Here is a 24,850-nt window from a genome sequence, read left to right as displayed (position 1 = left end):
GTCAGTTGACTAATTATAGCCGATCCGGTTGATGAATTTGATTGTAAAGACAGGGCGGGTTTTTAGAATTAAGTAATGAGTATCAGAGACAGTTTAGAACCAGCCCCTACAAATTAATCGGACATGATATAACCTACATCAACTATACTGTAGGGGCGGGGTCTAACAAAATTTAGGTGGGTTGACAAATAACCTAAATAAACCCGCCCGACTCACCAGAAATTTAGGTCAGTTGACTAATTATAGCCGATCCGGTTGATGAATTTGATTGTAAAGACAGGGCGGGTTTTTAGAATTAAGTAATGAGTATCAGAGACAGTTTAGAACCAGCCCCTACAAATTAATCGGACATGATATAACCTACATCAACTATACTGTAGAGACGGGTTCTAACAAATTTAGGTCGGCTGACAAACAAGCTGAATCAACCCGCCCTACACAACTGATCACTGTTTTTAGTCTATGCTTCCTTTCATCCGTAACGATCTCGCTCAATTTCAAGCCTATGCACCTCATCCCGGTGGAGAGTCTGGGAGTCCAGTTGCATCTGAGATGATTATAGATCGTTTAGATACCAATGAATGCCCCTATGATCTCCCCTGTGAGTTAAAACAAAAACTGGCTTGGGCGTATCAGCATGAAATAGAAACGAATCGTTACCCGGATGGTTCTCATTCTACCCTAAAAAGCGCGATCGCTCAATATGTTAACCGAGGAATTCCCGATGCTAAAATTCCGGTTAATAGCGATAATCTTTGTGTGGGAAATGGTTCGGATGAGTTAATTCGTTCGTTATTAATTGCAACCTGTTTAGGCGGGGAAGGTTCAATTTTAGTGGCAACTCCCACGTTTTCGATGTATGGAATTTTAGCCGAAACATTGGGAATTCCCGTCGTCAAAATTGGGCGAAACGAAGATAACTTTGAAATGGATTTAGAAGCAGCCCAAAATGCTATTTCACAAACCCAAAACCCGCCAATACGAGTCGTGTTTGTGGTTCATCCCAATTCCCCAACAGCGAATGCGTTAACAGAAAAAGAAATTAATTGGTTAAGAAGCTTACCCCCAGAAATTTTAGTGGTTATTGATGAAGCTTATTTTGAGTTTAGCCAAACAACGTTAGTGGGTGAACTTCCTCAACATCCCAATTGGGTGATTTTACGAACCTTTTCTAAAGCGTTTCGGTTAGCGGGTTTGCGAGTGGGTTATGCGATCGCCAATTCCGATTTAATTGCTATCTTAGAGAAAGTTAGACTTCCCTATAATCTCCCCAGTTTCTCTCAAATTGCGGCTGAGTTTGCGTTAAATAATCAAGATGAGTTATTAACCGTTATTCCTGAAATAATCGCTCAACGTCGTTTGTTAATTGATGCCATTACTCAACATCCTCAGTTAAAAGTTTGGCAAAGTAACGCTAATTTTGTATATGTTCGTCCTCAATCTTTAGAGTTAGGAGATTCTGATACTATTTTACAGCAAATCCAACAAAAATTCAAGTCTCAAGGAACATTAATTCGTCATACAGGGGGAGGGTTACGCATTACCGTTGGCACCCCAGAAGAAAATCAACGTACAATAGAACGGATTAATTCACTGTCGATTTAAAGGGAAAATGATGCAAAATGCCTTACAGTCAATTTACCATTGAACAAATTAAGAAGAATACAACCTCGTAGAATGTGTTACGATTAAAATAACCATCCTAAAGTCACCTATGTCCGCAAAAGATTTATTTCATGCCGTTGTACGTTCAGGGTTGGAAAAAGAAGGGTGGACAATTACTGATGATCCTCTGCATCTTAAAATAGACGAAGATAAGCTATATGTGGATTTAGGTGCTGAAAATCAGTTATTAGGAGCAGACAGATATGGACAAAAAATAGCAGTAGAAATTAAAAGTTTTTTAGGTCTTTCATTGATTAATGATTTTCATTCTGCTATTGGTCAAGCATGGAACTATAAAGTGGTTTTATAGGATCAACAACCCAATAGAATACTTTATCTAGCAGTTCCAGAAGATATTTATGAAGAGTTTTTCACTCGACGTTTAGCTCAAATGTCAGTAAACCGAATGCAGTTAAACTTACTCGTATTTAATCCTGTTACAGAGGAGATAGTATCATGGAAATAGAGACATATAGAAAACTTATTCAGTCAGTTATTGAGAAATATTCTGACTGTGATGCGGATGATCCTGAAGTGGAAACTCAAATCGCTTTCGATCTCAAACGCGATCGCTATCTAATGTTTCATATAGGATGGCGTGGCGAAAAGCGAGTATTTGGATGTGTTATTCACATTGAGATTAAGGAGGGAAAAATTTGGATTCAACGAGATGGAACTGAGAGGGGGATAGCCAATGAGTTAATTGAAGCTGGAGTACCTAAGTCCGATATTATTCTCGGATATAGATCCCCCTATATGCGTCAGTTTACGAAATTGGCAGTAGGATAAACGAGTGCAAATGATTTGTCAACATCACTGTTTAATATATTTACCTCTGACTCCCCCCTGCATTTTTGCAAAGTCGTACTCTGGACGTAATTCATCTTCCATTTCGTTTTCAAATTCCTTCTTCATAAAACCTCGTTTCTTGTCTGGTAACTTGTCGGGCGCTGATAATTCGTACTTTTTAACCTCGATCCGTGTGAGCAATAACTAGAAGTCGCCCCAATTGAGATACCCCAATAATAATGTGATGCTTCTCAAAGTTAAGTGCCGCTTTGTCTGGGTTCCATTCAAATTCTATCACTTATCGAACTTACCGTCCTTTCCTATCAACAGGATTTCTATATTAAGTGTAACTTGTTCATCGTGTTTTCTAAGTTCTAGTAGGGTGCATCAGACCGAAGATAAAGTGTCTATATGATTCACGTCAAAATCTTATTCACCCTACATATCTTAAGGTAAACTCACAACCCAAAAACGAAGATTCCCTCTTTGTGTCTTTGTGTCTTTGTGGTTTTTATTCTCTTGATTTAACTTTCAGCTAAAATCGGTTCTAACTCTTTTTGAAACAAATTCCAATCTTCTATCGCTTGAGGATTGGATGTTGCTGCTTTTTGCATTAAGACAACACCATTTTCAAACCCAATCATACCATACTCATTATTAGCAATAAACTGATTCAAAATAGGAACGATTTCTTTTAATCTATCTCGTTCATGTTTAAAGGCGGCTTGATATTGCTGCATTTGCCATAAATCAAGAATTAGATACTCCATTTTAACTAATTCTCCCGCATCGTTGTATAATTCAAATTGAGGAAACCGTAAGACTTCCCGACGACTGGAAAGCTGAGGAATTAGATAAGTTGTAGCAGCAACACTCGCATCGGGGGGAATTTGGGCGAGTAAAGGGCGAAATTGTTGAACATGATTCCATTGTTTCGTCAGGGGAACATAAACTAAGGGTTCAACTGAGTCAGGAATTAAGAAATAAAGGGTGCGGTTGGGGTTGGAAGTTAAGGTAAAAAATAGAGATAAACCAATACAAACTATCCAAAATCGTTTAAACTTGCGGGAGGGAAGTTGTTGTTCAGGGTTTTGTTTTTGTCGCTCTGCCCACCATAATATAGCACCATAAAATAATCCGGGAACAACGGTCATCGCATAACGAATGGTAATCGCTAAAACGGATTCTCCTTTAGCAATAAACAGTTTTAAGAGGGGAAATCCGGCAATCATCCAAGAAGCGGGAGCAACAGCCGGAACAAAGGCTAAAGGCAACCATTGACCCAGTAAATATTTAACTGTACCAAAAAATGGCGTAAAGATTTCGCCAATTAATCGGAAGGGGTTACTAATAATTCCCCAAATAATCTCTAAAGTAGAAGCTTCTTCTCCATCGGCGTATTGACCAAACCGTTCCATCATAAACCGTTGGGAAATATCCTCAGAAAACAACGGCATAATCAAATTCGTCAGCAAGATCATATAACCGAAGCTAAGGATACAAACTGCAATGCCTTGTTTGGGGTAACGTTGGCTTAAAATCAGGTACACACCGATGCCAAACAACACCACGCCGGAATCTTCTCGTACCCCTAACAGAAAAACAGCGAGTAGCCAAAACAACCACCACCAGCGTTTTTCCATCGCCAACAGCAAACTAAATACAAATAAGGGAATTTGACAGACATCGTGGAAATTGGAGAGTGTTGGGCCAATGACAGCGTTAGCGGCGTAGAAACTGACGGTGATCCAAGCCGATAAGGGCGGTTCTAAATGTTGTCTGGCTAGAATGTATAAAATAACCCCTGCGGCAGTAACAAGGGTGACTTGGATGAAAATTAACGTGACTGGATAGGGAAATAAAGCGTAGATCGGTAGCCAGAGCAGCAAAGCGGGAGTAAAATGCTGACCTAAACGATGGTAAGATACATCAGGAAATTGGCCCTGATGAACAACGTTCGTAGACAGTGCGGAAGACAGGGAACTCTGAAAAAACCGACCATGCAGGTTATTCCAGAAGACTTGGTTAAAAATGCCGTGATCATAAGAAGCGTAGAAGCTGAAATAGCGATGCAGCGTTAACAATAGACAAATCACAAAAAAGGCGATCGCTGCTTTCACAACAACTTGGAGTGCTGGATTTTTCGGCCAACTTGCGAACATACGCCGTTTCCCTTGAAGTCTCAAACCCCTAATATCCCACAATTTGCGCTCTTAAGTACGGGCAATTGATGAATTTCTCCTACACTGTTGCCTGTTGCCTGTTGCCTGTTGCCTGTTGCCTGCTTTGACAACAACTTGGAGTGCTGGATTTTTTGGCCAACTTGCGAACATACGCCGTTCCCCTTGAAGTCTCAAACCCCTAATATCCCACAATTTGCGCCCTTAAGTTAGACTCTAGGGACAAATGATCTCTTACAGTACCCAGTACCCAGTACCCTGATAACCAGTGACAGGTGAGTGTCTAAACTGGTAGCCTGCCTTACTGAATGATCAGCCAAGAATGGCAGATAACTAATCCTTAAGTGTGCGTTCCACGACTGTAGCTCCTAAAAAGATCGAATCTAAAGGAGATCTTAAATTAAACTATTAGTTAATTACTTTTGCCAATGCTTAACTCTTGTTATCCGAGAGACAGCCTAAACGGTAGATACTCCCTGCTTCAAACAGACTTCATGCAGGTATTTCCAGAAAAATCGACTAACCCAGAAGCGTGTCTACAACTTCTGCTATTTGCCGACCAGCGTCCTAGCTCTAAGGAACAGATCCGGCAGATCCGCCAATTTCTAGAGAAATTAGATTGTGAGGAGGCTTATGAGCTGCAAGTGATCGATGTGGGACAACAGCCCTATCTAGCCGAATATTTTAAACTGGTGGCAACGCCAGCGATTGTCAGGATTTTTCCAGAACCCCGCCATATCTTAGCGGGTAGTGATCTGGTTGCTCAATTGGAACATTGGTGGCCCCGTTGGCAACTGGCTCTGGAGGAATGTTGCTGTACAGAGCAAAAATCTCATCCTCAAGTCTCTCAAGTTGGTAGTAATGCCAACTCCATCACTTCTGTTGCCTATGTCTCAGAATTGATCAAGTTGAGTGATGAAGTCTTCCGTCTCAAGCAGGAAAAAGAGCAACTGACTCAACAACTGAACTTTAAAGACCGTATTATAGAAATCCTGGCTCACGATCTGCGTAGTCCACTAACTGCGGCTTCTCTGGCTTTAGAAACCCTGTTAGCATCGACTCAAAAGGCTCAAGAGAAAGACTCACCTCAGATCACTCAGGCTTTTAAAGAACGCCTCGTTCAACAAGCGCGTAACCAGCTCCGGATCATTGATCGGATGATCACAGATCTTTTGCAAACGGCAACCGGCCCGAGTGCGAAATTGTTGCTGCAACCGAATCAACTGGATTTGGCTCAGTTCTGCAAGGAGATTTTGGCTGAGTTCAAAGGTCAGTTGCAAAGTAAATCTCTGCAACTCCAAACCGATATTCCGAGTGATATTCCCTGTGTATATGCCGATCAGGAACGCATTCGACAGGTGATTGTCAATCTGCTTGATAATGCACTCAAGTACACGCCCAAAGGTGGAAGCTTGCAAGTGTCAATTTTGCATCGTACCACTCAAAAAATACAAGTCAGTATTTGCGATAGTGGGCCGGGTATTCCTGAAGAAAATCGCGATCGGATTTTTCAAGATCGCTTTAGACTGGAACGAGATGAGTCTCAAGATGGCTATGGTATTGGTTTATCCCTGTGTAAACGAATTATCCGCGCCCACTATGGTCAAATTTGGGTAGACTCCTCCCCGAATAAAGGCAGTTGTTTCCATTTCACCCTACCTGTTTATCACTATTAGTTCAGTAGTTCGTTAGTGGAGAGGTTTGTCAGTTGTTACCCTTTTTGTCAATCTCAGATGTTCTCGCTTCTTTCAAGGCTGTAATTATCTTTTCATTCGCCTTGGGAAAGGGAAATTGCTCGATTTCATCTAGCGTCACCCAGCGAATTTCATCGCATTCGAGGGGTTGAGGTTCTCCACTAACATGGCGACAGTGATAAACATTGAGGGTAACGCGAAAATGAGTGTAGGCGTGTTCTATCGTGATTAAATGTGATCCGACTTCGATTTCAATGGCTAATTCTTCTTGAATTTCTCGCCGAATACAGTCTTCCAGGGTTTCGTTTGCTTCGAGTTTACCGCCCGGAAATTCCCAAAGTCCTCCGAGTAGTCCTTTTGCGGGTCGTTTGTCAATTAAAATTTGTCCCTGTTCGTTCCAAATGACGGCAACGCCGATAATTTTATGGGGTAAAGGAGAAGCGGCTTCACGCATGGGAATTTGCTGTTGTAGATTGAATAAATGAGCCTGACAATCGGTATTCCAGGGACATTGCGAACAGTTTGGGGCTTTCGGTAGACAAACCGTTGCACCGAGATCCATACTTTAAGAACTTGCTGAAGATCAGCGATCGCTAACGCCTCAACAGTGGGAAATTGACTCAGCCAGCGTTGATAATAGGGTATAACGGTTTTGACTTGGGTTTGTTGGAGCATGATTTCTGCGACCCAGATGGCATAGGGGTCACGAATATTTCGCCAGGGTAAGTCTCGACCCTGATGCTGATACCAAGCCAGAAGCGATCGGCGTAAGCGATCAATTTCCGTTTGCGATAAACTCATGTTCGAGCAAGTCCCAACTGAAAAAAACTTCAGTACAGCAAGAGAATTAACTGTCTCGATGTTTGTCTGTCGCTTGTACCGACTGTTCAAAAGCCATGCGTTGTTCTGCATTTCGCAGGAAATAACCGCTAATCATTGCTGAAGCGAGTAGCCGTCCTAAATGTTCGCGACTGGTGGTAATGCTCATGCCAAAATGTTCGGAGGGCAAATTTCCTAACAAGCCGACTATGTTTCGTTCCATAACTTGAAACACTTCTGAGGAACCCGGTTTAGACAGTTGAGAAATCATATCGGGACTCATCGCTTGCACGTATTGCCAGAGCAAGTTATTTCCTTCGCCTCCTTCTTCAAAAAATTCTGAGTTTTGATGGGCTTCACTGTTCACCTGTCTACCTCCGCTCTACAAAAATTCTAATCGATGAAGCTGTTTGTGAATTTAGGAATCGTTAGCTATGGTCTCTTTCTCTTCATACTCTAATTTAGCAGGATAACTTCGTGAACAAGTTGGTACAACCGAACCCAATTGAATTCGGAGTTCCAAGTTCACCATTTGTTAGTTAAGTGTAAGGGCGATCGAAGCCTTTTGACTTCGATCGCTCTTACCTCTGTTCTAACTTTGAACCTAAAACTCCGAACTCTAAAATATGGATTGAATAATGATTGCTGGAATTTAACTGGCGAGATAATCTCCCATGTCCTGTTTGCGTTTACGCAGTTTGGTGAGAGCTTCCCGTTCAATTTGCCGCACTCGTTCGCGACTAATATTCAGACGATCGCCGATTTTGGCCAGAGTCATGGTTTGTCCATTCTCTAAACCGAATCGTAGTGCTAAGACCTGACGTTGCTGTTCGGTTAAGTCTGCCATCAACACTTCCAAATCAGTCCGCAAGGAAGATTGTAAGGCATAGTCTTCAGGAGAGCTAGTGGTATCCTCTAACAAATCTCCTAACTCGGTATCTTGGTTGTCTCCGACGCGCAAATCCAGAGACAGGGGCAGTCTGGCTCGTTCGAGATACTCGCGAATTTGTTTGGGAGTTAGCTCTAACTCGTCGGCGAGTTCACCCATAGTTGCAGCCCGTCCGAGCTGTTGGGCTAGATAACGTTGAGCTTTCTTAATTTTGTTAAGTTTCTCTGTTATATGGATAGGCAAACGAATCGTCCGGCCTTTTTCGGCGATCGCACGGGTGATCGCCTGACGAATCCACCAATAAGCATAGGTCGAGAAGCGATAGCCTTTTGTCGGGTCAAATTTTTCGACTCCACGCTGCATCCCAATTGTGCCTTCTTGGATTAAATCTAAAAGATCGACATTGCGCTTGATATATTTTTTGGCTACAGATACGACTAATCTCAGATTCGCTTCTACCATCTTGCGCTTGGCATTTTGGCCATCTTCGATCGCCTGTTTTAACTCAGTTACCGATAGACCTGCATTTTCTGCCCATTCTGCATAACTAGGTTCCCGACCCAAGCGTTTCGCCAGTTTCTCTCTCCCTTCTTGCAGAATTGCGGACTGTTGCACCTGTTTGCCATAGAGAATCTCTTGCTCATGGCTTAGTAGGGGAACACGACCAATTTCTCGCAGGTAAGCGCGTACTGAATCTGTATCTGTGGGTTTAGCAATCTTCATGGCTGATCTCCCGCTGGATACCTCGGTCTGTAATGATTTCATGTCAAGCCTATTTTCGGAGTTAGGGAGTTCAAAAGTGGGTGCTGCGTCTTTCGGGGGGCTAGCGTGCAGAGCGTGACTCGGCCAACTTTAACCTTTCTCAGCGCATACCCCGTCTCTCTAGCTCGGGTGACGGGCGTTAACATTACTCAACAATTTAGATGTTAAGAATTTTAACATTTCTTAGAACATCTGCCTATCCCCCTTAAGGTTGAATCGGCCCCCGGCTCAAACTTAATCTGTAGACATTACCTGTTATCGAACTTTACATTTGCATCAAGTTAGACAAAATTGCTTAAATTTTTCTGAAGTTTGTCCATCCAAGCCTGACAATGAAAACGGGAAGACAAAGAGATCACGGGACTGGGGGCAGGAGTTGAGAACCCGTGCCTCTCTATATTTGAGATCCCCATCCCCTGTTTTGTCTTCTATCTGAAGTCAATAATGAATTGTCCCTTTAACTTCAATTGAAACGTGCTATGACCTACTGCCTTGGCATTATCACTCACTCTGGCTTGGTGATGGCGGCTGACTCACGCACAAATGCAGGAGTCGATTATATTTCGACTTATCAGAAGCTGTTTGATTTTTCCAACCCCGGAGAACGAGTCATCCTGCTGTGTACCGCCGGAAACTTATCTGTGACTCAAGGGGTTGTCAGTGAACTCGAAAAGGACTTAAAAGTACAAGAGGAAACCAATCTGCACAATATTACCTGTATGTACGAAGTCGCTCGTTATATTGGGGGAAAACTGCGACAAATTCAGCAATATGACGAAGCTTGGCTAAAAAAAGATGGAATTGAAGCGCAATGTACTCTATTATTAGGCGGTCAAATTCACGCACAAACTCCGGAATTGTATCTCATCTACAGTCAGGGGAACTTTATTCACGCCACCCCAGATACTCCATTTTTACAAATTGGGGAAACTAAATATGGCAAGCCCATTTTAGATCGGACTTTAAGTTATGATACCAGTCTTGAAAGTGCGGCTAAATGTGCTTTACTTTCTATAGATTCAACCATGAAGTCTAATATTTCCGTTGGGCCGCCCATTAATCTAATTCTATACGAGAAAGACAGTTTGATGATTAAACATCGTCTGCGTCTGCGCTTAGGTGATCCTTATCTGGCGAAAATTCGTCAGCTTTGGGAAGAATCTCTTAAACAGGCTTTTGATTGCATTCCTCAGATTAACTGGCAATATCGAGAAGATGACTCACCGGAAAATATTCTGATTGATTAAGGGATCAAATCTTCTGAATTTTTGGGGCTGTAGAGGCAGGTTCCGTAATATTGGGTTTGGGAAGATCTCGATCTATATGAACCTGCCCCTACCTAATTTTGGGAGACGCTGTTTGTTGAAAACATTTTTGTATATTATGCTTAAAGAATGGCTAGCCAAAAATAGTTTTCTGACTCCCCTATGAAAAAGGCTCTCATTTTTGACTTTGATGGAACACTAGCAGATACGCTAGATACGATTGCTAAAATTACCAATCGTCTCTCAGTCGAGTTTGGATATCCACCCGCTAGCCCTGAAGAACTTGCTGAACTTAAAGATCTCAGTGCATGGGAAATTATCAAACGCTCTAAAATTTCTATCTTTAAACTACCCTTTTTACTGCGACGCATCCGAAAAGAACTTCAAAAAGATATTCAATATATTCATCTTTTTCCTCGGATGAAAGAAGTTTTAGAAGAATTAAATCATCAAGGTTATTCTCTGTATATTATCACCTCAAATGCCAAAGAAAATGTGATTCTTGTTCTTGAGAATTATCAAATTCTACATTTATTTCATCGGATTGATTCTGCTTCGACTCTATTTGGAAAATCGAGATATATAAGAACAGTTCTAAAACAGGAAAATTTACAACCTGAACAAGCGATTTATATTGGTGATGAAACCCGAGATCTAGATGCCGCAAAAAGAGCTAAAATTAGAAGTATTGCCGTTAGTTGGGGTTTCAACTCTCCTGATATTTTGTCCCAACATCGCCCGGATGCTTTAGTTGATAATCCTGATGAACTTTTAGAAGTCCTCAACAGATTGAATCGTTATTCCTCTTGTTCTGTTACGGACTCTCTTCATCACGACTGAGTGCCATTAAAATCGCTCGTTGGCTGACATTTTTGTAAATTGTATCTAAATATTTCATTACCGTTTCACTGGCTGAAATTGAACGGCTAGCCCCTTGATTTCCAGCATATTCTAGGGGAATAGTTCCCAAAACGTTTAACACATTATCAGAAGTAGAGGGCGGTGCAATGACGACTAAAGAAGGGTCTAGTTGTTCATTATAGTTCCAAAATTCTTCAACTTTGGGAGGATAAGAATTAACGGTTTGAGTCTCAAGTAACGGTTGAGATTTAGTCTCAGTTTCCGCTTGAGTTTGACTGCGTAATTGGCGTAAATTCGCGATAATTTGCTCTTGGGTACGACCCCGCAATTTAAATAATACAAACGGATCTTCACTAAAGCGATCGCCTAACATATAATAAACTGCACCGATATGTTTACAGGGATTCGCTTTGTCTGGACAGCTACAGTGAGCGTGAACATCATCGAGGCTAAAGGGAAACAACCTTAAACCATTGGTAGCAAAAACTTCTTCGATATTTTGAGGCATTTCTCCCGCTAACAATTTAGCAGAAAAGATCGCCCGTTGAGATAGGGTTTCAGTCACAAAATCCCATTCTTCATCACTAAATTGATCGAGCCAGAGTGAGACTTCATAGGGTTCGGGTTGAGTTCCCTGAACTTTGGCTTGAACTTTTTCGTCTTGAAAATCAATGCTTAATACATTTCCCTGTCGGGCGTAATTTCTGGCTCGTTCTAGACGTTTTTTAAAGCGATATTTATCGAGTAAATCTAACCATTGCTGTGACCACCATTCTTGATCCGTTTCAACATCGAAGTTTGTCATAATTTCTAAATCCGTAGGTTTTCAAGTTTTGTAGCTTGGCGTCGAGTGAGCGAGACCCAACATTTTCCAAATCTGCTGATGTTGGGTTTCGTAGGTTGGCGTCGAGTGAGCGAGACCCAACATTTTCCAAATCTGGTGTTGGGTTTTGTAGGTTGGCGTCAAGTGAGCGAGACCCAACATTTTCCAGATCTTAGATTATTCTTCTTCATCAATCACCGAATTTCGATCCAGAATCAATAAATTTCTTAAACCATCGGTATCAAGTTCTGTTAACCAGTCTTCTCCCGCTCCTACGACTTGTTCAGCTAAGGCTTTTTTACTTTCAATTAAATCATGGATTTTTTCTTCTAAGGTTCCGTTACAAACAAATTTATGAACCTGAACATTTCGCGTTTGACCAATTCTAAAAACCCTATCTGTCGCTTGATTTTCAACGGCGGGGTTCCACCAGCGATCAAAGTGAAAAACATGATTCGCCCGAGTTAAATTTAAACCCACTCCTCCCGCTTTTAAGGATAATATAAAAATCGGTGGCCCTTGGGGATCTTGTTGAAAACGATCAATCATTTCTTCCCGTTGGGCTTTGCGAGTCCCCCCATATAAATATAAAACTTCTCGATTTAACTGTTGTTCTAAATAGGGTTGTAGCAGTTTTCCCCATTCCGCAAACTGTGTAAATATAATAGCATGATCGCCTTCAGAAATCAATTCTTCTAACATTTCTTTTAAGCGTTGTAACTTTCCAGAGTTGGCTGTTAAATTCTGATTTGCTGCTTTTTTCTTTCCCGTTTTTGTTTCTTTTTCGGTGATTAAAACTGGATGATTACAAAGTTGTTTCAACTTCACTAACAACGCTAAAATCATTCCTCGGCGTTGAATTCCGGTGGCTGCGTCGATGTCAGCTAAGGACTGATCAACAATTTTTTGATAAAGAGTTGCTTGTTCAGTTGACAGTGAACAAAAGACGGTATTTTCCTGCTTTTCGGGTAAATCTTGGATAATATCTTTGTCGGTTTTCAAGCGACGTAAAATAAACGGTTGTACCAATGAACGTAAGATTTTTAAGGAGTCTGTATCGCCATATTTTTCGATAGGAATTGCAAATCTTCGCTGAAAAAATTGTCGTTGTCCTAGATATCCTGGGTTGAGAAAATCCATAATTGACCACAATTCAGACAGGCGATTTTCGACTGGGGTTCCTGTTAAAGCGATTTTAAAGTTTGCTTGTAGATTTCTAACGGTTTTTGATTGTCTAGCTTCCGGGTTTTTAATATTTTGAGCCTCATCTAAAACCAAGCCTTTCCAATTTACTGTTTTCAGTTCTTTCTCATCTCTAAACGTTAACGGATAGCTAGTAATTATTAGATCATATTTTTGTGCAAAGGGAGTGAATGTTTTTCCTTTTTTGCGTTTATCGCCATGATGAACCGTGACTTTTAAAGTGGGACTAAACCGTTTAACTTCTCGTTCCCAGTTTCCTAAAACTGATGTCGGACAAACCAATAAAACGGGAGCATCTAAACTGCTATTTTCTTGCAGATATAATAAAAATGCAATTAATTGTATTGTTTTTCCTAACCCCATATCATCGGCTAAACAAGCCCCCAAACCCCATTCTTCTAAAAAGGCTAACCAACTTACACCTCTGGCTTGGTAAGGACGTAATTCGCCTTTAAAATCATTGGGGGTTTTAATCTCAGCTAACGAACGATTATTATTTAATGTATTTAAAAGTTCTTCTAATTTACCCCCGGCTTCAAAATTAACAACAGGTAACTTTTCTATCATTTGCGAGTCACCCGTTGATAAGCGTAAAGCATCTTCAAGGGTGAGAGAAAGTTTATCTTTGCGACTCGAAAAGAAGGTTTGAGCGGCTTTAATATCAGATGGACGGAGTTCAACCCATTCGCCGTTAATTTCAACTAAGGGACTTTCTTGAGCGACTAAACGGTTAAATTCGGCTTGGGATAAGGTTTGACCCCCAATGGATAATTCCCATTTAAAATTCAATAGACTATTTAAACCTAAACCACCCTTTTGTTTAGCATTAGATGTTGCTGCTTGAATACTGAGTCCTAAACGGTTCGCCCATCCATTTTGACTGGCTAAACTAGGCGGTAATATCACGCCTAAACCGCTATCAGTAAACCGCCAAGCGATACTTTTAATAAAGTCATAGGCTTGGAGAGGCGTTAATAAACAAGAATGAGGTTTAGCTTCTTGTAAACTGGGTTCAATCAGAGGATAAAGTTTTGAAGCTAAACCTAAACCTCTGAGAAGGGTTTCTTGAGGGCGTTTAATCATGCGTCCCTGATGAACAAAGGCTTCAACGGGATGCGTCCAAATCGTTTGAGCGTTCACTAAAAATTCAGGTTCATCAATGGCTTGTAAACAATAGTCTAATCTCCAATTTTTGGCTTTTTGACTGGGAGGAGATAACTGAAAAGCTGTTCTGAATAGATTGTGTTCAGCGAGGGTTTGTTGGAGGGGTGCTGTCCAATTTTCGAGGATTTTTGCTAAATTTTCTGCTTCTGATTTGTCGGATTTAATTTGATTGGAATCGCTGGCTAAAGCCTGTAACCAACTCTGAACAAAAGGCTGAATGCTGGGTAGGTTTTTTATTGCTTTTTTATCGCTTTCTTCTGAGCCTTTTCGGACTTGATTATCAAGGGTTTCGGTTAAAAAATTATCGATTAAATCTTGAGGATTTGAAGGTAAATTCAAGGAAATATTTTCGATTTCTTCTTCGGATTTTTGGGGGAGAACTTGATACATCCGACAAGCGGATGGGATTTGTTTGGTAAAACGAATGAGTCTGGCTTGATCTATGGCACTATCGAGTAAAGGTTGCCATTTAGCCAACAGGTTTTTTGAGGAGTTAGATGTGAGACTGGGTAAAAATTTGCTGCGGGCGAGTAAATCTATACTCCAACGGCAAATATGAGACCAAAACTGCAAATCTGTTCCGATTAATGAATTTTCGGCGGTAATATTTCCTAATGGAATCGATTGTAAAAACTGAAAGGCTTCTGTACTCTTGAGACAAATTCCTTCAACTTTCCAAGGATAAAGATAGAGGGAATGATCGGAATTTTCAGAATGAGTTTGAGCGGTTGACTGTAGGGGATTTAAGGCTAAATTTTTAGAAATTTCAGTGGGAATAGCGATAACTTTTGTAGCGACTTCTTCAGGGTTTACTGAAAATTGATGCTCCTTTAGCCACTTGTTAAGTTGAGTTGCTGTTAAAGCAAAAGGAAAAGTCAAAACCCCCTCAGCTTGATTGAATTCGTTCGGGGCGATTCGACGCCAGCTTTCTCCCCAAATAAATAGATAACTTTCGGGTTGCTGGAGCCAACTTCCATGTAAAATTGCCATTTAAAAATAATCCTTAGACTTCCAACTTCAATCAGCTAATGTGGGTTTAAATCATTGCTTGATCGGTTAATTAATCCCTTGATTATTGATGAAACTTGAGCAACAGACTAATATCCGCAGGCTTGTTTCGTCTAACCTGTGATTGAACAAAGTGTTGGATATACTGTATTCAAGCATCCTGTGGGGATAGATTAACCAACGGGTCACTGATCTAGTATAATGTGCAACTATATTCAACAAACTAGCTCAGAATCTCGCAGTGAGCTGACCTCAAACGACCGAACAAAAAAAGGAAGAGTCGAGCATGATCTAAAACCCAAGAATTTCACAATTGCCCCGATTTGGAGAATTGATGGCAGAGTTCAGCAAATGACACCAATCTAGCCCGTTCGGGCAACTCCATTAGTAAAAATCAGTTCACCGAATCTCCGACGAACACAGAAACGGGTGCCACGCCTCTAACTCGGTATTATACTGATCTTAGGCATCGATTGGCTGTTTTTTCAAGAATGAGGGTGGGGAAATCACAACCTCCTGCCCATTGGTTCTATCCTCTGTGCCTCGGTGAGAAGCCTACAGCCATCAGAGTATAGAGCGAGACAAGACAGGAAAGCAAAGGTCGTCGAGAACACCAAACTTTTCCTGTTGGAGAACGCAAAAGAATAGTGGAAAGAGAAGGAAGATAGCATACATGGAAGAAATGGACAAGTCAATATCCTTTGATGGACGGGATATTAGACTGAAGATTGGATTACTGGCGCCTCAGGCAGGTGGAGCGGTGTTAATCGAGTCGGGAGATACATCAGTTTTAGTCACTGCAACTCGTGCTGAAGGAAGACCCGGAATAGATTTTCTGCCGTTGTTAGTAGACTATGAAGAACGACTCTATGCAGGAGGCAGAATTCCAGGCGGTTTCCTGCGTCGAGAAGGACGTCCACCCGATCGCGTAACGCTCACCAGCCGTCTGATTGACCGTCCGCTACGTCCTTTGATTCCCGATTGGGTTCGTGATGATATTCAAATCGTCGCCACAACCCTCTCAATGGACGAACAAGTGCCGCCAGATGTGTTAGCGGTAACGGGGGCATCGGTAGCGGTTTTGTTGGCTCAAATCCCCTTTTTCGGGCCGATGGCAGCCGTGCGAGTCGGACTGTTAGGGGATGATTTTATCATTAATCCCACTTACAGAGAAGTCAGAAACGGAGATTTAGATCTCGTCGTTGCAGGTTCTCCACATGGGGTGGTGATGGTGGAAGCAGGCGCAAACCAACTCCCCGAACAGGATATTATCGAAGCGATTGATTTTGGCTATGAAGCGGTCTGTGACCTGATTAAAGCCCAACAAGAAGTCGCCCAAGAACTGAATATCACGATCGCACCGGGAGAACCTCCTCAAGAAAATAGCGATTTACTGGAGTTGATTCGAGAACGCGCTAGCGAACCGATTAAACACGTTCTCAAACAGTATCATTTTACGAAAAGCGAACGGGATGCAGCGCTTGACGAAATCAAACTCACCCAAGTCGAAGAAGCGATCGCGCCAAAGCCGGAAGATGATCCGTTAAAAGTGATCACGGCTGAAGATCCAAAAGCCGTTAGCCGCATTTTCAAAGACATGACCCGTCAATTGATGCGACAACAAATCATTCAAGACGGGATGCGGGTTGATGGTCGCAACCTCGATCAAGTGCGTCCGGTATCTTGTCGAGTTGGGTTCTTACCGAAGCGAGTTCATGGAAGCGGCTTGTTTAACCGAGGGTTAACACAAGTTCTGTCGATCGCCACTTTGGGAACCCCCGGAGACGCTCAAGACTTGGATGACTTGCATCCGCAAGACGAAAAACGCTATATGCACCATTACAACTTCCCGCCCTATTCTGTGGGTGAAACGAAGCCAATGCGTTCACCGGGAAGACGAGAAATCGGACATGGTGCCTTAGCTGAACGGGCTTTGTTACCTGTGTTACCCGTCAAGGATCAGTTTCCCTACGTGATTCGGGTGGTTTCAGAAGTGTTATCCTCCAATGGTTCCACCTCGATGGGTTCGGTGTGTGGTTCGACTCTATCCTTGATGGATGCAGGTGTACCCATTTCTAAACCTGTGAGTGGGGCGGCGATGGGTTTAATTAAAGAAGGCGAAGAAGTCCGCATTCTCACTGATATTCAGGGAATTGAAGACTTTTTAGGAGATATGGACTTTAAAGTTGCAGGAACTGATAGCGGGATTACCGCCCTGCAAATGGATATGAAGATTACAGGCTTATCCATTGATACCATTGCTCAAGCCATTCATCAAGCCAAACCCGCCCGTTTGCATATTTTAGAAAGTATGCTAGAGGCGATTCAAAAACCCCGTTCTGATTTGTCTCCCTTTGCGCCTCGTTTGTTAACCATGAAGATTGATCCCGATCTGATTGGTTTGGTGATTGGGCCTGGTGGAAAAACCATTAAAGGAATTACCGAGGAAACGGGCGTCAAAATTGACATTGATGATGATGGGACTGTTACCATTGCTTCAACCGATAGCGATAAAGCCGCCCGGGCTTGTCAGATTATCCAAGGGATGACGCGCAAACTCAATGAAGGCGATGTCTATGTCGGACGAATTACGCGGATTATCCCTATTGGGGCATTTGTGGAAGTGCTTCCGGGTAAAGAAGGGATGATTCACATTTCCCAGTTGGCTGATTATCGGGTTCCTCGAGTCGAAGATGAAGTCGCCATTGGGGATGAGGTGATTGTCAAAGTTCGTGAAATTGACAGCAAAGGACGGATTAACCTGACGCGCTTGAATATTCACCCCGATGAAGCTGCTGCTGCCAAAGCTGCCGCCGGAGGATCTGTCAAGTAGGAGTCATTTGATCATCGCGTAGATCGACTTCAAAAACTGGCGATCGCTGTGATGTCATATTACAGCGATTGCGCTGCCCTTGATCGCTACACTCAGGGAATAGGGGACAGGAAACAGTAACGAGTGAACAGTGAACAGTCACACCGATACCAGTGTTGTAGGGGCGGGTTCCGCATTAATTTATGTCTCTAAGCGATAACTGATATAAACCCGCCCTTCTTCTTCACAGTCACCAGTTTTTCAGTTATTAGTCCTATTGCCTCTTGCATGGCTGCCTTCTGCCTTGTGTAGCATTATTTTTTCAATTTCAAATTAAAACATTAATAGCAGCTTTTGAAGGCATTTCTAGTTGATCATTTGTAAATCGACAACAGTCTTGGGTTAACAAAGCCTGATCTATTTCACCGAAGAGATGAAGGAAGACTGGCTTGAGATTTCCGACGTCGCATGGCTTCCCCGACGGTAACATTAACTTGAGCGCCAATTAGCATCACCAAAGACGCAATATAGAGCCACAAAAGCAAGATGATAAACGCTCCAATGGCACCATAAGTAATGTTATAATTCCCAAAATGGGTAACATAGAGACGAAACAAATTAGAAATCACCGCCCATAAAATAGCAGCTAAAATTGCACCCGGAACTAGGGGTGTTTCTGGCTGTCGTTGACTTGGCCCAAAGCGATAAATCAAGGCAAAATTTGTCGCTACAATTCCCAAAGCGATCGGCCATCTTAACTGTTTCCAGGTACTCGGTAAGGTTTTAAGGAGTAGACATTGTTGGACTGGCGGTTGTTCGAGACAGTCTTTGATTTGATCTAGGGGACAAGTTCCGACTGTTTCGAGAATACAACTTTTACGGGCAAGAATTTCGACGACCACATCGCTAATAAACACTAACCCACAGGCAACAATTAATAATAAAATAGTGCCGATAGCCAAAGCGATCGCGATTAATTTGTCTTCCCAAAAGGATCGGAGCCGCTCTCGGGGGACTCGATGAATATGGTTTAAAGCCACCATCGCCGAACCAATCACCCCAGAAAATAGCCAGATAGAGACGAGGAAACTAAAGGAAAATAACTCTTCACTGCGGGTAATCAGCATTCGTTCCCAAACCGTAGAAATCTGAACTTGCACTTCCTGGGGGACAACGACAGCCAGCAGGGTGCCCATTTCCTGAAGGGTATTCTGCAAGGAATCGGATAAACTAATTGCTGCGATGATCGACAGCAAAGCTGGAAATAGGGCTAAAGTCGAGTTATAGGCCATTTCTGCGGAAAGACCATTTAGGCGTTGTTCTGCGGTGCAGATCACAACTTCTTTGAGGGTTGTCCAGTTGATATAAAGAAAAAAGCGAAAAAAGTGGAAAATTCCCTTGGGGATTTTTCTCAAAATCGCTTTGAGATGGCGGTAGACAACAATTAAAGCATCTGCCGTTTTCTCTGCCGCTTGTTCGAGTGAAATCTTGAGTTTAGCGTGATTAAAGGTTTGCCATTTGCCTCTGTTCAACTCAAGTGAGATCCCAAACAGGCTCGCCAGTTGCTCAAGTAAGGTCTTGAACAGCGCCCAAACCCAGGAAAACACTGCGACTATGAGATTGGCCAATAGCTCCGCCAACCGCTCGACGAGCTGATGAATCGCGATTAGGTAAAACACTTGCCGAAGTCTTAAACTATCCTCATTCTAAAATCTAAGTATTGAACAGTCTCCATCAAATTTGATATGGCTCAGGATGTCCGACAATGGTTAGATGAGATCAAACGCCTAAAACAGCAGTTAACCGAGGTGCAGCGTGAGCGGGATGCGGCGCTCGAGAGTGCCAACCAGTGGCGTCAGCTTTATAGTACCGAAGCTCAACAACGACGGGAAGAAGTCAAGCGCAATCAAGAAATAATAGGGGCTTTGCGATCGCAGCTTGAACAGTTAGAACAAAAGTTCTCGGTGCCTCAGAGTGAGATTTTATCGAAGGTGACGATTAATCGGGAAATTGAGCGACTACAATCTGAGGATGAGATGAAGGCGAAATTGGTGCAAGTGATGCTCGAACGTGATCGCGCTCGGGATCAAATTCGCCAGTTAAGTGAGTCTCTCGAACAGGAGAAAGCCAATCATCTGCAAACCCGCAATAGTTTAACAACGGCTTTGGGGGATACGGTTGACTTGTTAACGAAAGCCAAAGGTCAATCTTCATCCAGTCCGGGGGAAACGAAGCCGAAAATTGAACTGTTGCCCCCCGAAGCCTTTGAGGATCACTCCTCTAAATTGACTCAACTTCCCCAAGGAACTCAACTGCCTCTCCCTCAGCTTCCGCCAATGGATGAGTCTGAGGACTAGACAGTTGGTTTGTCACAAAGACCATATGAACGGTAAGCCTGTAAACCGACCTGTGACCCTTGCTGTAATTGCTTGAGATATTTACGCGATAAATCTACAGTAGAAAGCATAGCCAAAAAATACGGTTAATATTATGTCCGGTTGATTAATTCTGTTATGGGGTGGGGCGGGTTTATCTCAATCTCGGAGTAGTGCTAAAGATATTGACTGAACCCGCCCCTACAGAATCATTATTGATTAGTCGGACATGATATAATCAGTGATTACTTGATCATTTCCTTTCAATGCCCAGAACAATGTCCCGAACCCGTCGTAGGTAGAAATAGTTTAGGGATCGATGCAGGAATAGAAAGTTTTGTTGCTACTAGCTTAGGAGAATTAATCAAAGCCCCGAGATTTTTGTTAGAAGTACAGAGTCAGCTTAAATTGCTACAAAGACGCTTAAAACATAAGGTCAAAGGCTAAAATAATTGGTTAAAACTCCAAAAAAAGATAGCTCGGTTACATGAATCTGTAGCTAATACTCGCCGTGATTGGCATTTCAAGTTAGCTCATTATCTTTGTGATTTGGCGGACAATATTTTTGTGGAAGATATTAACTTTAATTCTTGGAGTCAAGGGATTGTTCGTAAACGGTCTCTTGAATCAGGTATTGGGCAATTTATCAACGAGATTCTGCCTTATATCTGCTGGAAAAGGAATAAGGTTTATCTAAAAGTTGATCAAAATGGAACGTCTCAAGACTGTCCAAATTGCCATGAAATTACAGGTAAGAAAAGTTGGGATAAACGCTTGCATGATTGTCAGTTTTGCGGTCACATTGAAAACCGCGATACCGCCAGCGCAAAGGTAATTAAATACAGAGGAAAAATTGCGGTCGGGCAGTCCGTGATTCAAAAGGCTTGTGGAGACGATCTGGCGGGGGTTAAACAATTAACTTTGTTTGATCTAGTTAAAAGTCAGTGAAGCAAGAATCCCCCGTTATAATCTTTGATTTAACGGGGGAGTGTCAATTTTAGAATCCCATGACTTTGGCGACGGTTTCAATATCGGGTGCTATGCCTTGTTTGAAGGGGTTGTTGCAGTGTTCGATCGCGGTGCTGGGATCTTTTAAGCCATTTCCAGTCAGGACACAAACGATGGTTGCTCCCGTCGGTACTTGGTCTTTGACTTTGAGTAAACCCGCCACAGAAGCAGCGCTAGCGGGTTCACAGAATATGCCTTCTTCTGAGGCTAGTAACCGATAGGCGGTTAAGATTTCTTCATCGGTGACGGCAGCAAAACTGCCTTGACTGGCTTGTTGGGCGGCGATCGCTAAATTCCAACTGGCAGGGTTGCCGATGCGGATAGCGGTAGCTAGGGTTTCCGGTTGGGCGATGGGATGACCCTGGACAATGGGGGCGGCTCCGGCGGCCTGAAATCCCATCATTTGGGGGAGGCGATCGCAATGGTTATCGGCGTGATATTGACAAAATCCCATCCAGTAGGCGGAGATATTTCCGGCGTTTCCGACGGGGATACATAGCCAGTCGGGAGCATTGCCTAAAGCATCGACTATTTCAAAGGCGGCGGTTTTTTGACCTTCTAGGCGGTAAGGGTTGACGGAATTGACTAAGGTTACGGGATAATGGTCGGCGACCTCTCGCACGATGTTTAAGGCTTGGTCAAAGTTGCCTTGAATGGCTAAGACTTCGGCTCCGTATAACAAGGCTTGAGCGAGTTTGCCGACGGCGACATAGCCATCGGGAATGATCACAAAGGCTTTTAACCCAGCTCGGCGTGCATAGGCGGCGGCGGAAGCTGAGGTGTTTCCGGTACTGGCACAGATCACCGCTTTACACCCTTCTTCTTTGGCTTTGGAAATGGCCATCGTCATGCCTCGGTCTTTGAAGCTGCCTGTCGGGTTGAGTCCGTCGTATTTGACGTAAACTTGGACTTGTTTACCGATGATTTGAGCAATGGAAGGAACGGGAAGTAGAGGCGTGTTGCCTTCTTGCAAGGTGACAACGGGTGTCGCTTCGGTGACAGGAAGGTAGGGGCGGTATGCTTCAATTAAACCCGGCCAGCCCTTGAGTTGAACTTGATTGGTCGATAAAGTTAGCGTCATCTCGGTTTGAAGTTTGATTTCTAATTAAAAAACTTGACAAATTTAATATTATATGTTATGTAGCGAACCGTTGAATTTTTCACAATTTGATGGCTCGATCAGTTGACAGAGCAGAGGGTTTAGTGCGATTCTTAATCCCAGTTTACCGTGTTTATCACAACTGATTAGAAAAACAAAGGGATTTGATCTGGCTCTCAATTCAAGTTTGCGTTTAGGTTACGGTATAGTTAAAACTCGTAAGTAAATATATTCAGATGCCTAGTCAACTGCTGATGTCAACACATTCATCTACTTTATCCCGGCCTGAGAACTTGGATGCAACGGTTAAACAAGCTAGCCGTGCAACGGACTCATCTGCTTCTAGCACTCTAAAACTAGGTTTGATTAAGTGTCCATACAATGTTGATCAGCAAGTGAAATTGCTTCACCTGCAAGCCGAGGTGGACACGCTGCTGTTGCAACTGCAAACCATCAAGCAGCAACGTTTGATCACTCCCCGAACAGAAGAACTAGACAGCATTTCCCGCCAAAACAAGCGGTAAAGGTATAATTGCATTGAGCAAATGTCATTGCTCTTGTAAACTGGAAGAGGGCAGAGCTTCATCGGTTATACTCGATGGCTTGACATCCGGTTAAAGGCTGCGACTTCCTTTATTATCTTTGAGCTTCAATCTCAACCCTTTAATTTCCCTTTTGAAATTAAGGTTTCTTCCAGGCTTGATCTTCCTGGAAATTTAAAACTGTTTAAGAACACACTAACTCTACTGTTTAGTGTAAGGATTTTACTGAGAAAAATCATCCATGACCCTATCTATTGAAAGTCCAGAGAGTCTAAAATCGACTCAAAACACGTCCGATTTGCGCTTGAGAGATATTATAAAAACTCTACCTCGTGAAGTTTTCATCAAAAACAAACGCAAGGCCTGGAGTATGGTTATTATCAATGTTAGTCTTGTGATTTTAGGCTACATTGCGATCGCCTTTTCTCCCTGGTTTTTACTTCCTATAGCTTGGATTTTTACCGGAACTGCATTAACCGGTTTTTTTGTGATTGGCCATGACTGTGGTCATCGTTCTTTTGCCAATAGTCGCTGGGTCAATGACTTAGTGGGTCATCTGGTCTTCTTACCCCTAATTTACCCGTTTCATGGTTGGAGAATTGGCCACAATCACCACCACAAACATACCAATAAAATGGGTGAAGATAATGCTTGGCATCCTTGGACTGTTGAAGTCTATGAAAACTTTGACAAAACGACTCAATTCGTGTACCAATTAGGCCGAGGACGGGTATGGTGGATTGCTTCTATCTTACACTGGGCTAATGTCCATTTTTACTGGCCAGAATTTGAAGGCAAACAACGAGAACAAGTGAAGTTTTCAGCTTTAGTTGTGATTGGATTTGCTGCAATTGTCTTTCCGACTTTAATCGCAACCACAGGGATTTGGGGATTTGTCAAGTTTTGGTTGATGCCTTGGTTAGTCTACCATTTCTGGATGAGTACCTTTACTTTAGTTCACCACACTTTCCCCGATATTCCGTTTAGCCCTGCCGAAAAATGGCACGAAGCAATGGCTCAATTATCTGGAAGTGTTCACTGCAATTATCCGGGTTGGGTAGAGTTTCTGTGTCACGATATTAACGTTCATGTTCCTCACCACATCTCTACTGCAATTCCTTCTTATAACCTGCGAAAAGCCTACAGCAGTATCAAGGAAAATTGGGGAGAATATCTCTATCCTGAACAGAATTTCTCTTGGGAACTGATGAAGGAAATTACAGATCAATGTCACTTGTACGACGAAGATAACTGTTATAAATCCTTCAAGCAATATTACAGCAAAAACTAAGCTGATTGAAAGTCAATTTTAGAGGCGTTCTCCCGGAACGTCTTTTTTTTTGTCAGAGTTAGATATCCTCGCTTAAAATAAACTTCATCGCTTGATTTAAAAGTTCTTCTCGATTAACTCTTTGTTCTAATTCTGTCGGTTCATAGCGTCCTTCTTCAACTTCTAGAGAGGCTTGATCAATTGCGTTCAGATAGGCTTCTTCTAGAGTTTCTAGCAGTTCTTCTTGATTGAGATAATAACCTCCCGCTTTGCGACGTTTATTTTCCCGTTGAATTTCTCGAACTGAATTGCGAATGGAAACATCCCATGAACGAGTTGTGCGATTTTCTGCTTGTTGTTTAATTAAATGTAGGAGTAAAATAACTGCATAACTGCGAATATTATTAATAATATCTTTTCGACCCATTTCTTCTAACTCGTCAATCAGGGTTAATGAGCCTTTTATATCACCTTTGAGTAGCAATTCTTTTAACTCTAGAATTTCTTCCATAACCCAAGAATCAAGAGAGGATAATTTTATTTTAGCATTTCAGTTAGATTCCATTGAGAAGAACCTCTCCCTAAATCCCTCTCCAATCCCCCCTTAATCCCCCCTTAATCC

21 protein-coding genes and 1 pseudogene are annotated in these 24,850 nt (G+C 42.4%); 12 read left to right on the top strand and 10 right to left on the bottom strand.

The window, feature by feature from the left end; translation table 11 throughout:
- Positions 1-462: 462 nt before the first annotated feature.
- The 3 genes and pseudogenes from WN50_RS02060 to WN50_RS02050 all read left to right on the top strand — a co-directional run bounded on the left by WN50_RS02060 (position 463) and on the right by WN50_RS02050 (position 2,454).
- Complete coding sequence (locus WN50_RS02060) at positions 463-1,605, top strand: histidinol-phosphate transaminase (protein WP_046277713.1); 1,143 nt, start codon at positions 463-465, stop codon at positions 1,603-1,605.
- A gap of 109 nt (positions 1,606-1,714) precedes the next feature.
- Positions 1,715-2,131 (top strand): annotated as a pseudogene (locus WN50_RS02055) (XisH family protein).
- A complete protein-coding gene (locus WN50_RS02050) occupies positions 2,122-2,454 on the top strand; it encodes a XisI protein (RefSeq protein ID WP_046277712.1) in 333 nt (110 codons plus the stop codon). The pseudogene WN50_RS02055 and the gene WN50_RS02050 overlap by 10 nt, the downstream one beginning before the upstream one ends.
- A gap of 524 nt (positions 2,455-2,978) precedes the next feature.
- Here WN50_RS02050 and WN50_RS02045 read toward each other — a convergent pair.
- A complete protein-coding gene (locus WN50_RS02045; protein WP_046277711.1) occupies positions 2,979-4,616 on the bottom strand; it encodes a DUF2079 domain-containing protein in 1,638 nt (545 codons plus the stop codon).
- A 512-nt stretch (positions 4,617-5,128) separates the two neighbouring features.
- On the opposite strand from WN50_RS02045, the gene WN50_RS02040 reads away from it, so the two are divergent.
- Entirely contained in the window at positions 5,129-6,310 is a 1,182-nt protein-coding gene (locus WN50_RS02040; RefSeq protein ID WP_200906192.1) for a histidine kinase, read from the top strand.
- Between the two features lie 28 nt (positions 6,311-6,338).
- On the opposite strand, the gene mutT is transcribed toward WN50_RS02040, so the two are convergent.
- The 4 genes from mutT to WN50_RS02025 all read right to left on the bottom strand — a co-directional run bounded on the left by mutT (position 6,339) and on the right by WN50_RS02025 (position 8,759).
- Positions 6,339-6,782: an 8-oxo-dGTP diphosphatase MutT gene (gene mutT / locus WN50_RS35105; protein ID WP_053221416.1), complete on the bottom strand. Its 444-nt coding sequence runs from the start codon at positions 6,780-6,782 to the stop codon at positions 6,339-6,341.
- Positions 6,704-7,129: a hypothetical protein gene (locus WN50_RS35100; protein ID WP_200906191.1), complete on the bottom strand. Its 426-nt coding sequence runs from the start codon at positions 7,127-7,129 to the stop codon at positions 6,704-6,706. Before WN50_RS35100 ends, mutT begins: the two co-directional genes overlap by 79 nt.
- A gap of 46 nt (positions 7,130-7,175) precedes the next feature.
- A complete protein-coding gene (locus WN50_RS02030) occupies positions 7,176-7,514 on the bottom strand; it encodes a DUF760 domain-containing protein (protein WP_046277709.1) in 339 nt (112 codons plus the stop codon).
- 285 nt (positions 7,515-7,799) lie between these two features.
- Positions 7,800-8,759 (bottom strand): RNA polymerase sigma factor, RpoD/SigA family, encoded by a 960-nt coding sequence (locus WN50_RS02025; protein ID WP_046277708.1) that lies wholly within the window; start codon positions 8,757-8,759, stop codon positions 7,800-7,802.
- Between the two features lie 518 nt (positions 8,760-9,277).
- Here WN50_RS02025 and WN50_RS02020 point away from each other — a divergent pair.
- Both WN50_RS02020 and WN50_RS02015 read left to right on the top strand, forming a co-directional pair.
- Positions 9,278-10,045, top strand: coding sequence for a proteasome-type protease (locus WN50_RS02020; protein WP_046277707.1), 768 nt, complete (start codon positions 9,278-9,280; stop codon positions 10,043-10,045).
- Positions 10,046-10,225: 180 nt separating this feature from the next.
- A complete protein-coding gene (locus tag WN50_RS02015; protein WP_046277706.1) occupies positions 10,226-10,903 on the top strand; it encodes an HAD-IA family hydrolase in 678 nt (225 codons plus the stop codon).
- Here the strand turns inward: WN50_RS02015 and WN50_RS02010 are convergent.
- Both WN50_RS02010 and WN50_RS02005 read right to left on the bottom strand, forming a co-directional pair.
- Positions 10,878-11,729 (bottom strand): SWIM zinc finger family protein, encoded by an 852-nt coding sequence (locus tag WN50_RS02010; protein WP_046277705.1) that lies wholly within the window; start codon positions 11,727-11,729, stop codon positions 10,878-10,880. The genes WN50_RS02015 and WN50_RS02010 overlap by 26 nt on opposite strands.
- Positions 11,730-11,924: 195 nt before the next feature.
- Positions 11,925-15,104: a DEAD/DEAH box helicase gene (locus WN50_RS02005; protein ID WP_046277704.1), complete on the bottom strand. Its 3,180-nt coding sequence runs from the start codon at positions 15,102-15,104 to the stop codon at positions 11,925-11,927.
- Positions 15,105-15,795: 691 nt separating this feature from the next.
- Here WN50_RS02005 and WN50_RS02000 point away from each other — a divergent pair.
- Positions 15,796-17,955, top strand: coding sequence for a polyribonucleotide nucleotidyltransferase (locus WN50_RS02000; RefSeq protein ID WP_046277703.1), 2,160 nt, complete (start codon positions 15,796-15,798; stop codon positions 17,953-17,955).
- Positions 17,956-18,356: 401 nt separating this feature from the next.
- Here WN50_RS02000 and WN50_RS01995 read toward each other — a convergent pair whose 3' ends face one another.
- The gene (locus tag WN50_RS01995) at positions 18,357-19,466 is read right to left on the bottom strand and encodes a YihY/virulence factor BrkB family protein (protein ID WP_235440799.1); all 1,110 of its coding nucleotides are present in this window, start codon (positions 19,464-19,466) and stop codon (positions 18,357-18,359) included.
- A gap of 213 nt (positions 19,467-19,679) precedes the next feature.
- On the opposite strand from WN50_RS01995, the gene WN50_RS01990 reads away from it, so the two are divergent.
- The 3 genes from WN50_RS01990 (at position 19,680) to WN50_RS35090 (ending at position 21,257) form a co-directional block, all read left to right on the top strand.
- Complete coding sequence (locus WN50_RS01990; protein WP_046277702.1) at positions 19,680-20,291, top strand: hypothetical protein; 612 nt, start codon at positions 19,680-19,682, stop codon at positions 20,289-20,291.
- 267 nt (positions 20,292-20,558) lie between these two features.
- The gene (locus tag WN50_RS35095; protein ID WP_200906189.1) at positions 20,559-20,756 is read left to right on the top strand and encodes a transposase; all 198 of its coding nucleotides are present in this window, start codon (positions 20,559-20,561) and stop codon (positions 20,754-20,756) included.
- Positions 20,757-20,858: 102 nt separating this feature from the next.
- Entirely contained in the window at positions 20,859-21,257 is a 399-nt protein-coding gene (locus WN50_RS35090) for a zinc ribbon domain-containing protein (protein ID WP_200906188.1), read from the top strand.
- Between the two features lie 49 nt (positions 21,258-21,306).
- On the opposite strand, the gene thrC is transcribed toward WN50_RS35090, so the two are convergent.
- On the bottom strand, positions 21,307-22,398 hold the full coding sequence (gene thrC / locus WN50_RS01980; protein ID WP_046281261.1) for a threonine synthase: 1,092 nt from the start codon (positions 22,396-22,398) through the stop codon (positions 21,307-21,309).
- Positions 22,399-22,652: 254 nt separating this feature from the next.
- On the opposite strand from thrC, the gene WN50_RS01975 reads away from it, so the two are divergent.
- A complete protein-coding gene (locus WN50_RS01975) occupies positions 22,653-22,940 on the top strand; it encodes a hypothetical protein (RefSeq protein ID WP_046281262.1) in 288 nt (95 codons plus the stop codon).
- Positions 22,941-23,199: 259 nt separating this feature from the next.
- The gene (locus WN50_RS01970) at positions 23,200-24,249 is read left to right on the top strand and encodes a fatty acid desaturase (protein WP_046281263.1); all 1,050 of its coding nucleotides are present in this window, start codon (positions 23,200-23,202) and stop codon (positions 24,247-24,249) included.
- Between the two features lie 58 nt (positions 24,250-24,307).
- Here the strand turns inward: WN50_RS01970 and WN50_RS01965 are convergent, their stop codons facing one another.
- Positions 24,308-24,739 (bottom strand): DUF29 family protein, encoded by a 432-nt coding sequence (locus WN50_RS01965; protein WP_046281264.1) that lies wholly within the window; start codon positions 24,737-24,739, stop codon positions 24,308-24,310.
- Positions 24,740-24,850 lie beyond the last annotated feature (111 nt).

Source organism: Limnoraphis robusta CS-951 (assembly GCF_000972705.2).
The sequence above is the reverse complement of the archived record's forward strand: the minus strand, read 5'-3'. Positions and strand labels throughout refer to the sequence as shown.

What these genes read in the sequence shown, in the direction of transcription:
- WN50_RS02060 (WP_046277713.1), top strand. Translation starts at nt 463, where the DNA reads ATGCTTCCTTTCATCCGTAACGATCTCGCTCAATTTCAAGCCTATGCA.
- WN50_RS02050 (WP_046277712.1), top strand. Translation starts at nt 2,122, where the DNA reads ATGGAAATAGAGACATATAGAAAACTTATTCAGTCAGTTATTGAGAAA.
- WN50_RS02045 (WP_046277711.1), bottom strand. Translation starts at nt 4,616, where the DNA reads ATGTTCGCAAGTTGGCCGAAAAATCCAGCACTCCAAGTTGTTGTGAAA.
- WN50_RS02040 (WP_200906192.1), top strand. Translation starts at nt 5,129, where the DNA reads ATGCAGGTATTTCCAGAAAAATCGACTAACCCAGAAGCGTGTCTACAA.
- mutT (WP_053221416.1), bottom strand. Translation starts at nt 6,782, where the DNA reads ATGCGTGAAGCCGCTTCTCCTTTACCCCATAAAATTATCGGCGTTGCC.
- WN50_RS35100 (WP_200906191.1), bottom strand. Translation starts at nt 7,129, where the DNA reads ATGAGTTTATCGCAAACGGAAATTGATCGCTTACGCCGATCGCTTCTG.
- WN50_RS02025 (WP_046277708.1), bottom strand. Translation starts at nt 8,759, where the DNA reads ATGAAGATTGCTAAACCCACAGATACAGATTCAGTACGCGCTTACCTG.
- WN50_RS02020 (WP_046277707.1), top strand. Translation starts at nt 9,278, where the DNA reads ATGACCTACTGCCTTGGCATTATCACTCACTCTGGCTTGGTGATGGCG.
- WN50_RS02015 (WP_046277706.1), top strand. Translation starts at nt 10,226, where the DNA reads ATGAAAAAGGCTCTCATTTTTGACTTTGATGGAACACTAGCAGATACG.
- WN50_RS02010 (WP_046277705.1), bottom strand. Translation starts at nt 11,729, where the DNA reads ATGACAAACTTCGATGTTGAAACGGATCAAGAATGGTGGTCACAGCAA.
- WN50_RS02005 (WP_046277704.1), bottom strand. Translation starts at nt 15,104, where the DNA reads ATGGCAATTTTACATGGAAGTTGGCTCCAGCAACCCGAAAGTTATCTA.
- WN50_RS02000 (WP_046277703.1), top strand. Translation starts at nt 15,796, where the DNA reads ATGGAAGAAATGGACAAGTCAATATCCTTTGATGGACGGGATATTAGA.
- WN50_RS01990 (WP_046277702.1), top strand. Translation starts at nt 19,680, where the DNA reads ATGGCTCAGGATGTCCGACAATGGTTAGATGAGATCAAACGCCTAAAA.
- thrC (WP_046281261.1), bottom strand. Translation starts at nt 22,398, where the DNA reads ATGACGCTAACTTTATCGACCAATCAAGTTCAACTCAAGGGCTGGCCG.
- WN50_RS01975 (WP_046281262.1), top strand. Translation starts at nt 22,653, where the DNA reads ATGCCTAGTCAACTGCTGATGTCAACACATTCATCTACTTTATCCCGG.
- WN50_RS01970 (WP_046281263.1), top strand. Translation starts at nt 23,200, where the DNA reads ATGACCCTATCTATTGAAAGTCCAGAGAGTCTAAAATCGACTCAAAAC.
- WN50_RS01965 (WP_046281264.1), bottom strand. Translation starts at nt 24,739, where the DNA reads ATGGAAGAAATTCTAGAGTTAAAAGAATTGCTACTCAAAGGTGATATA.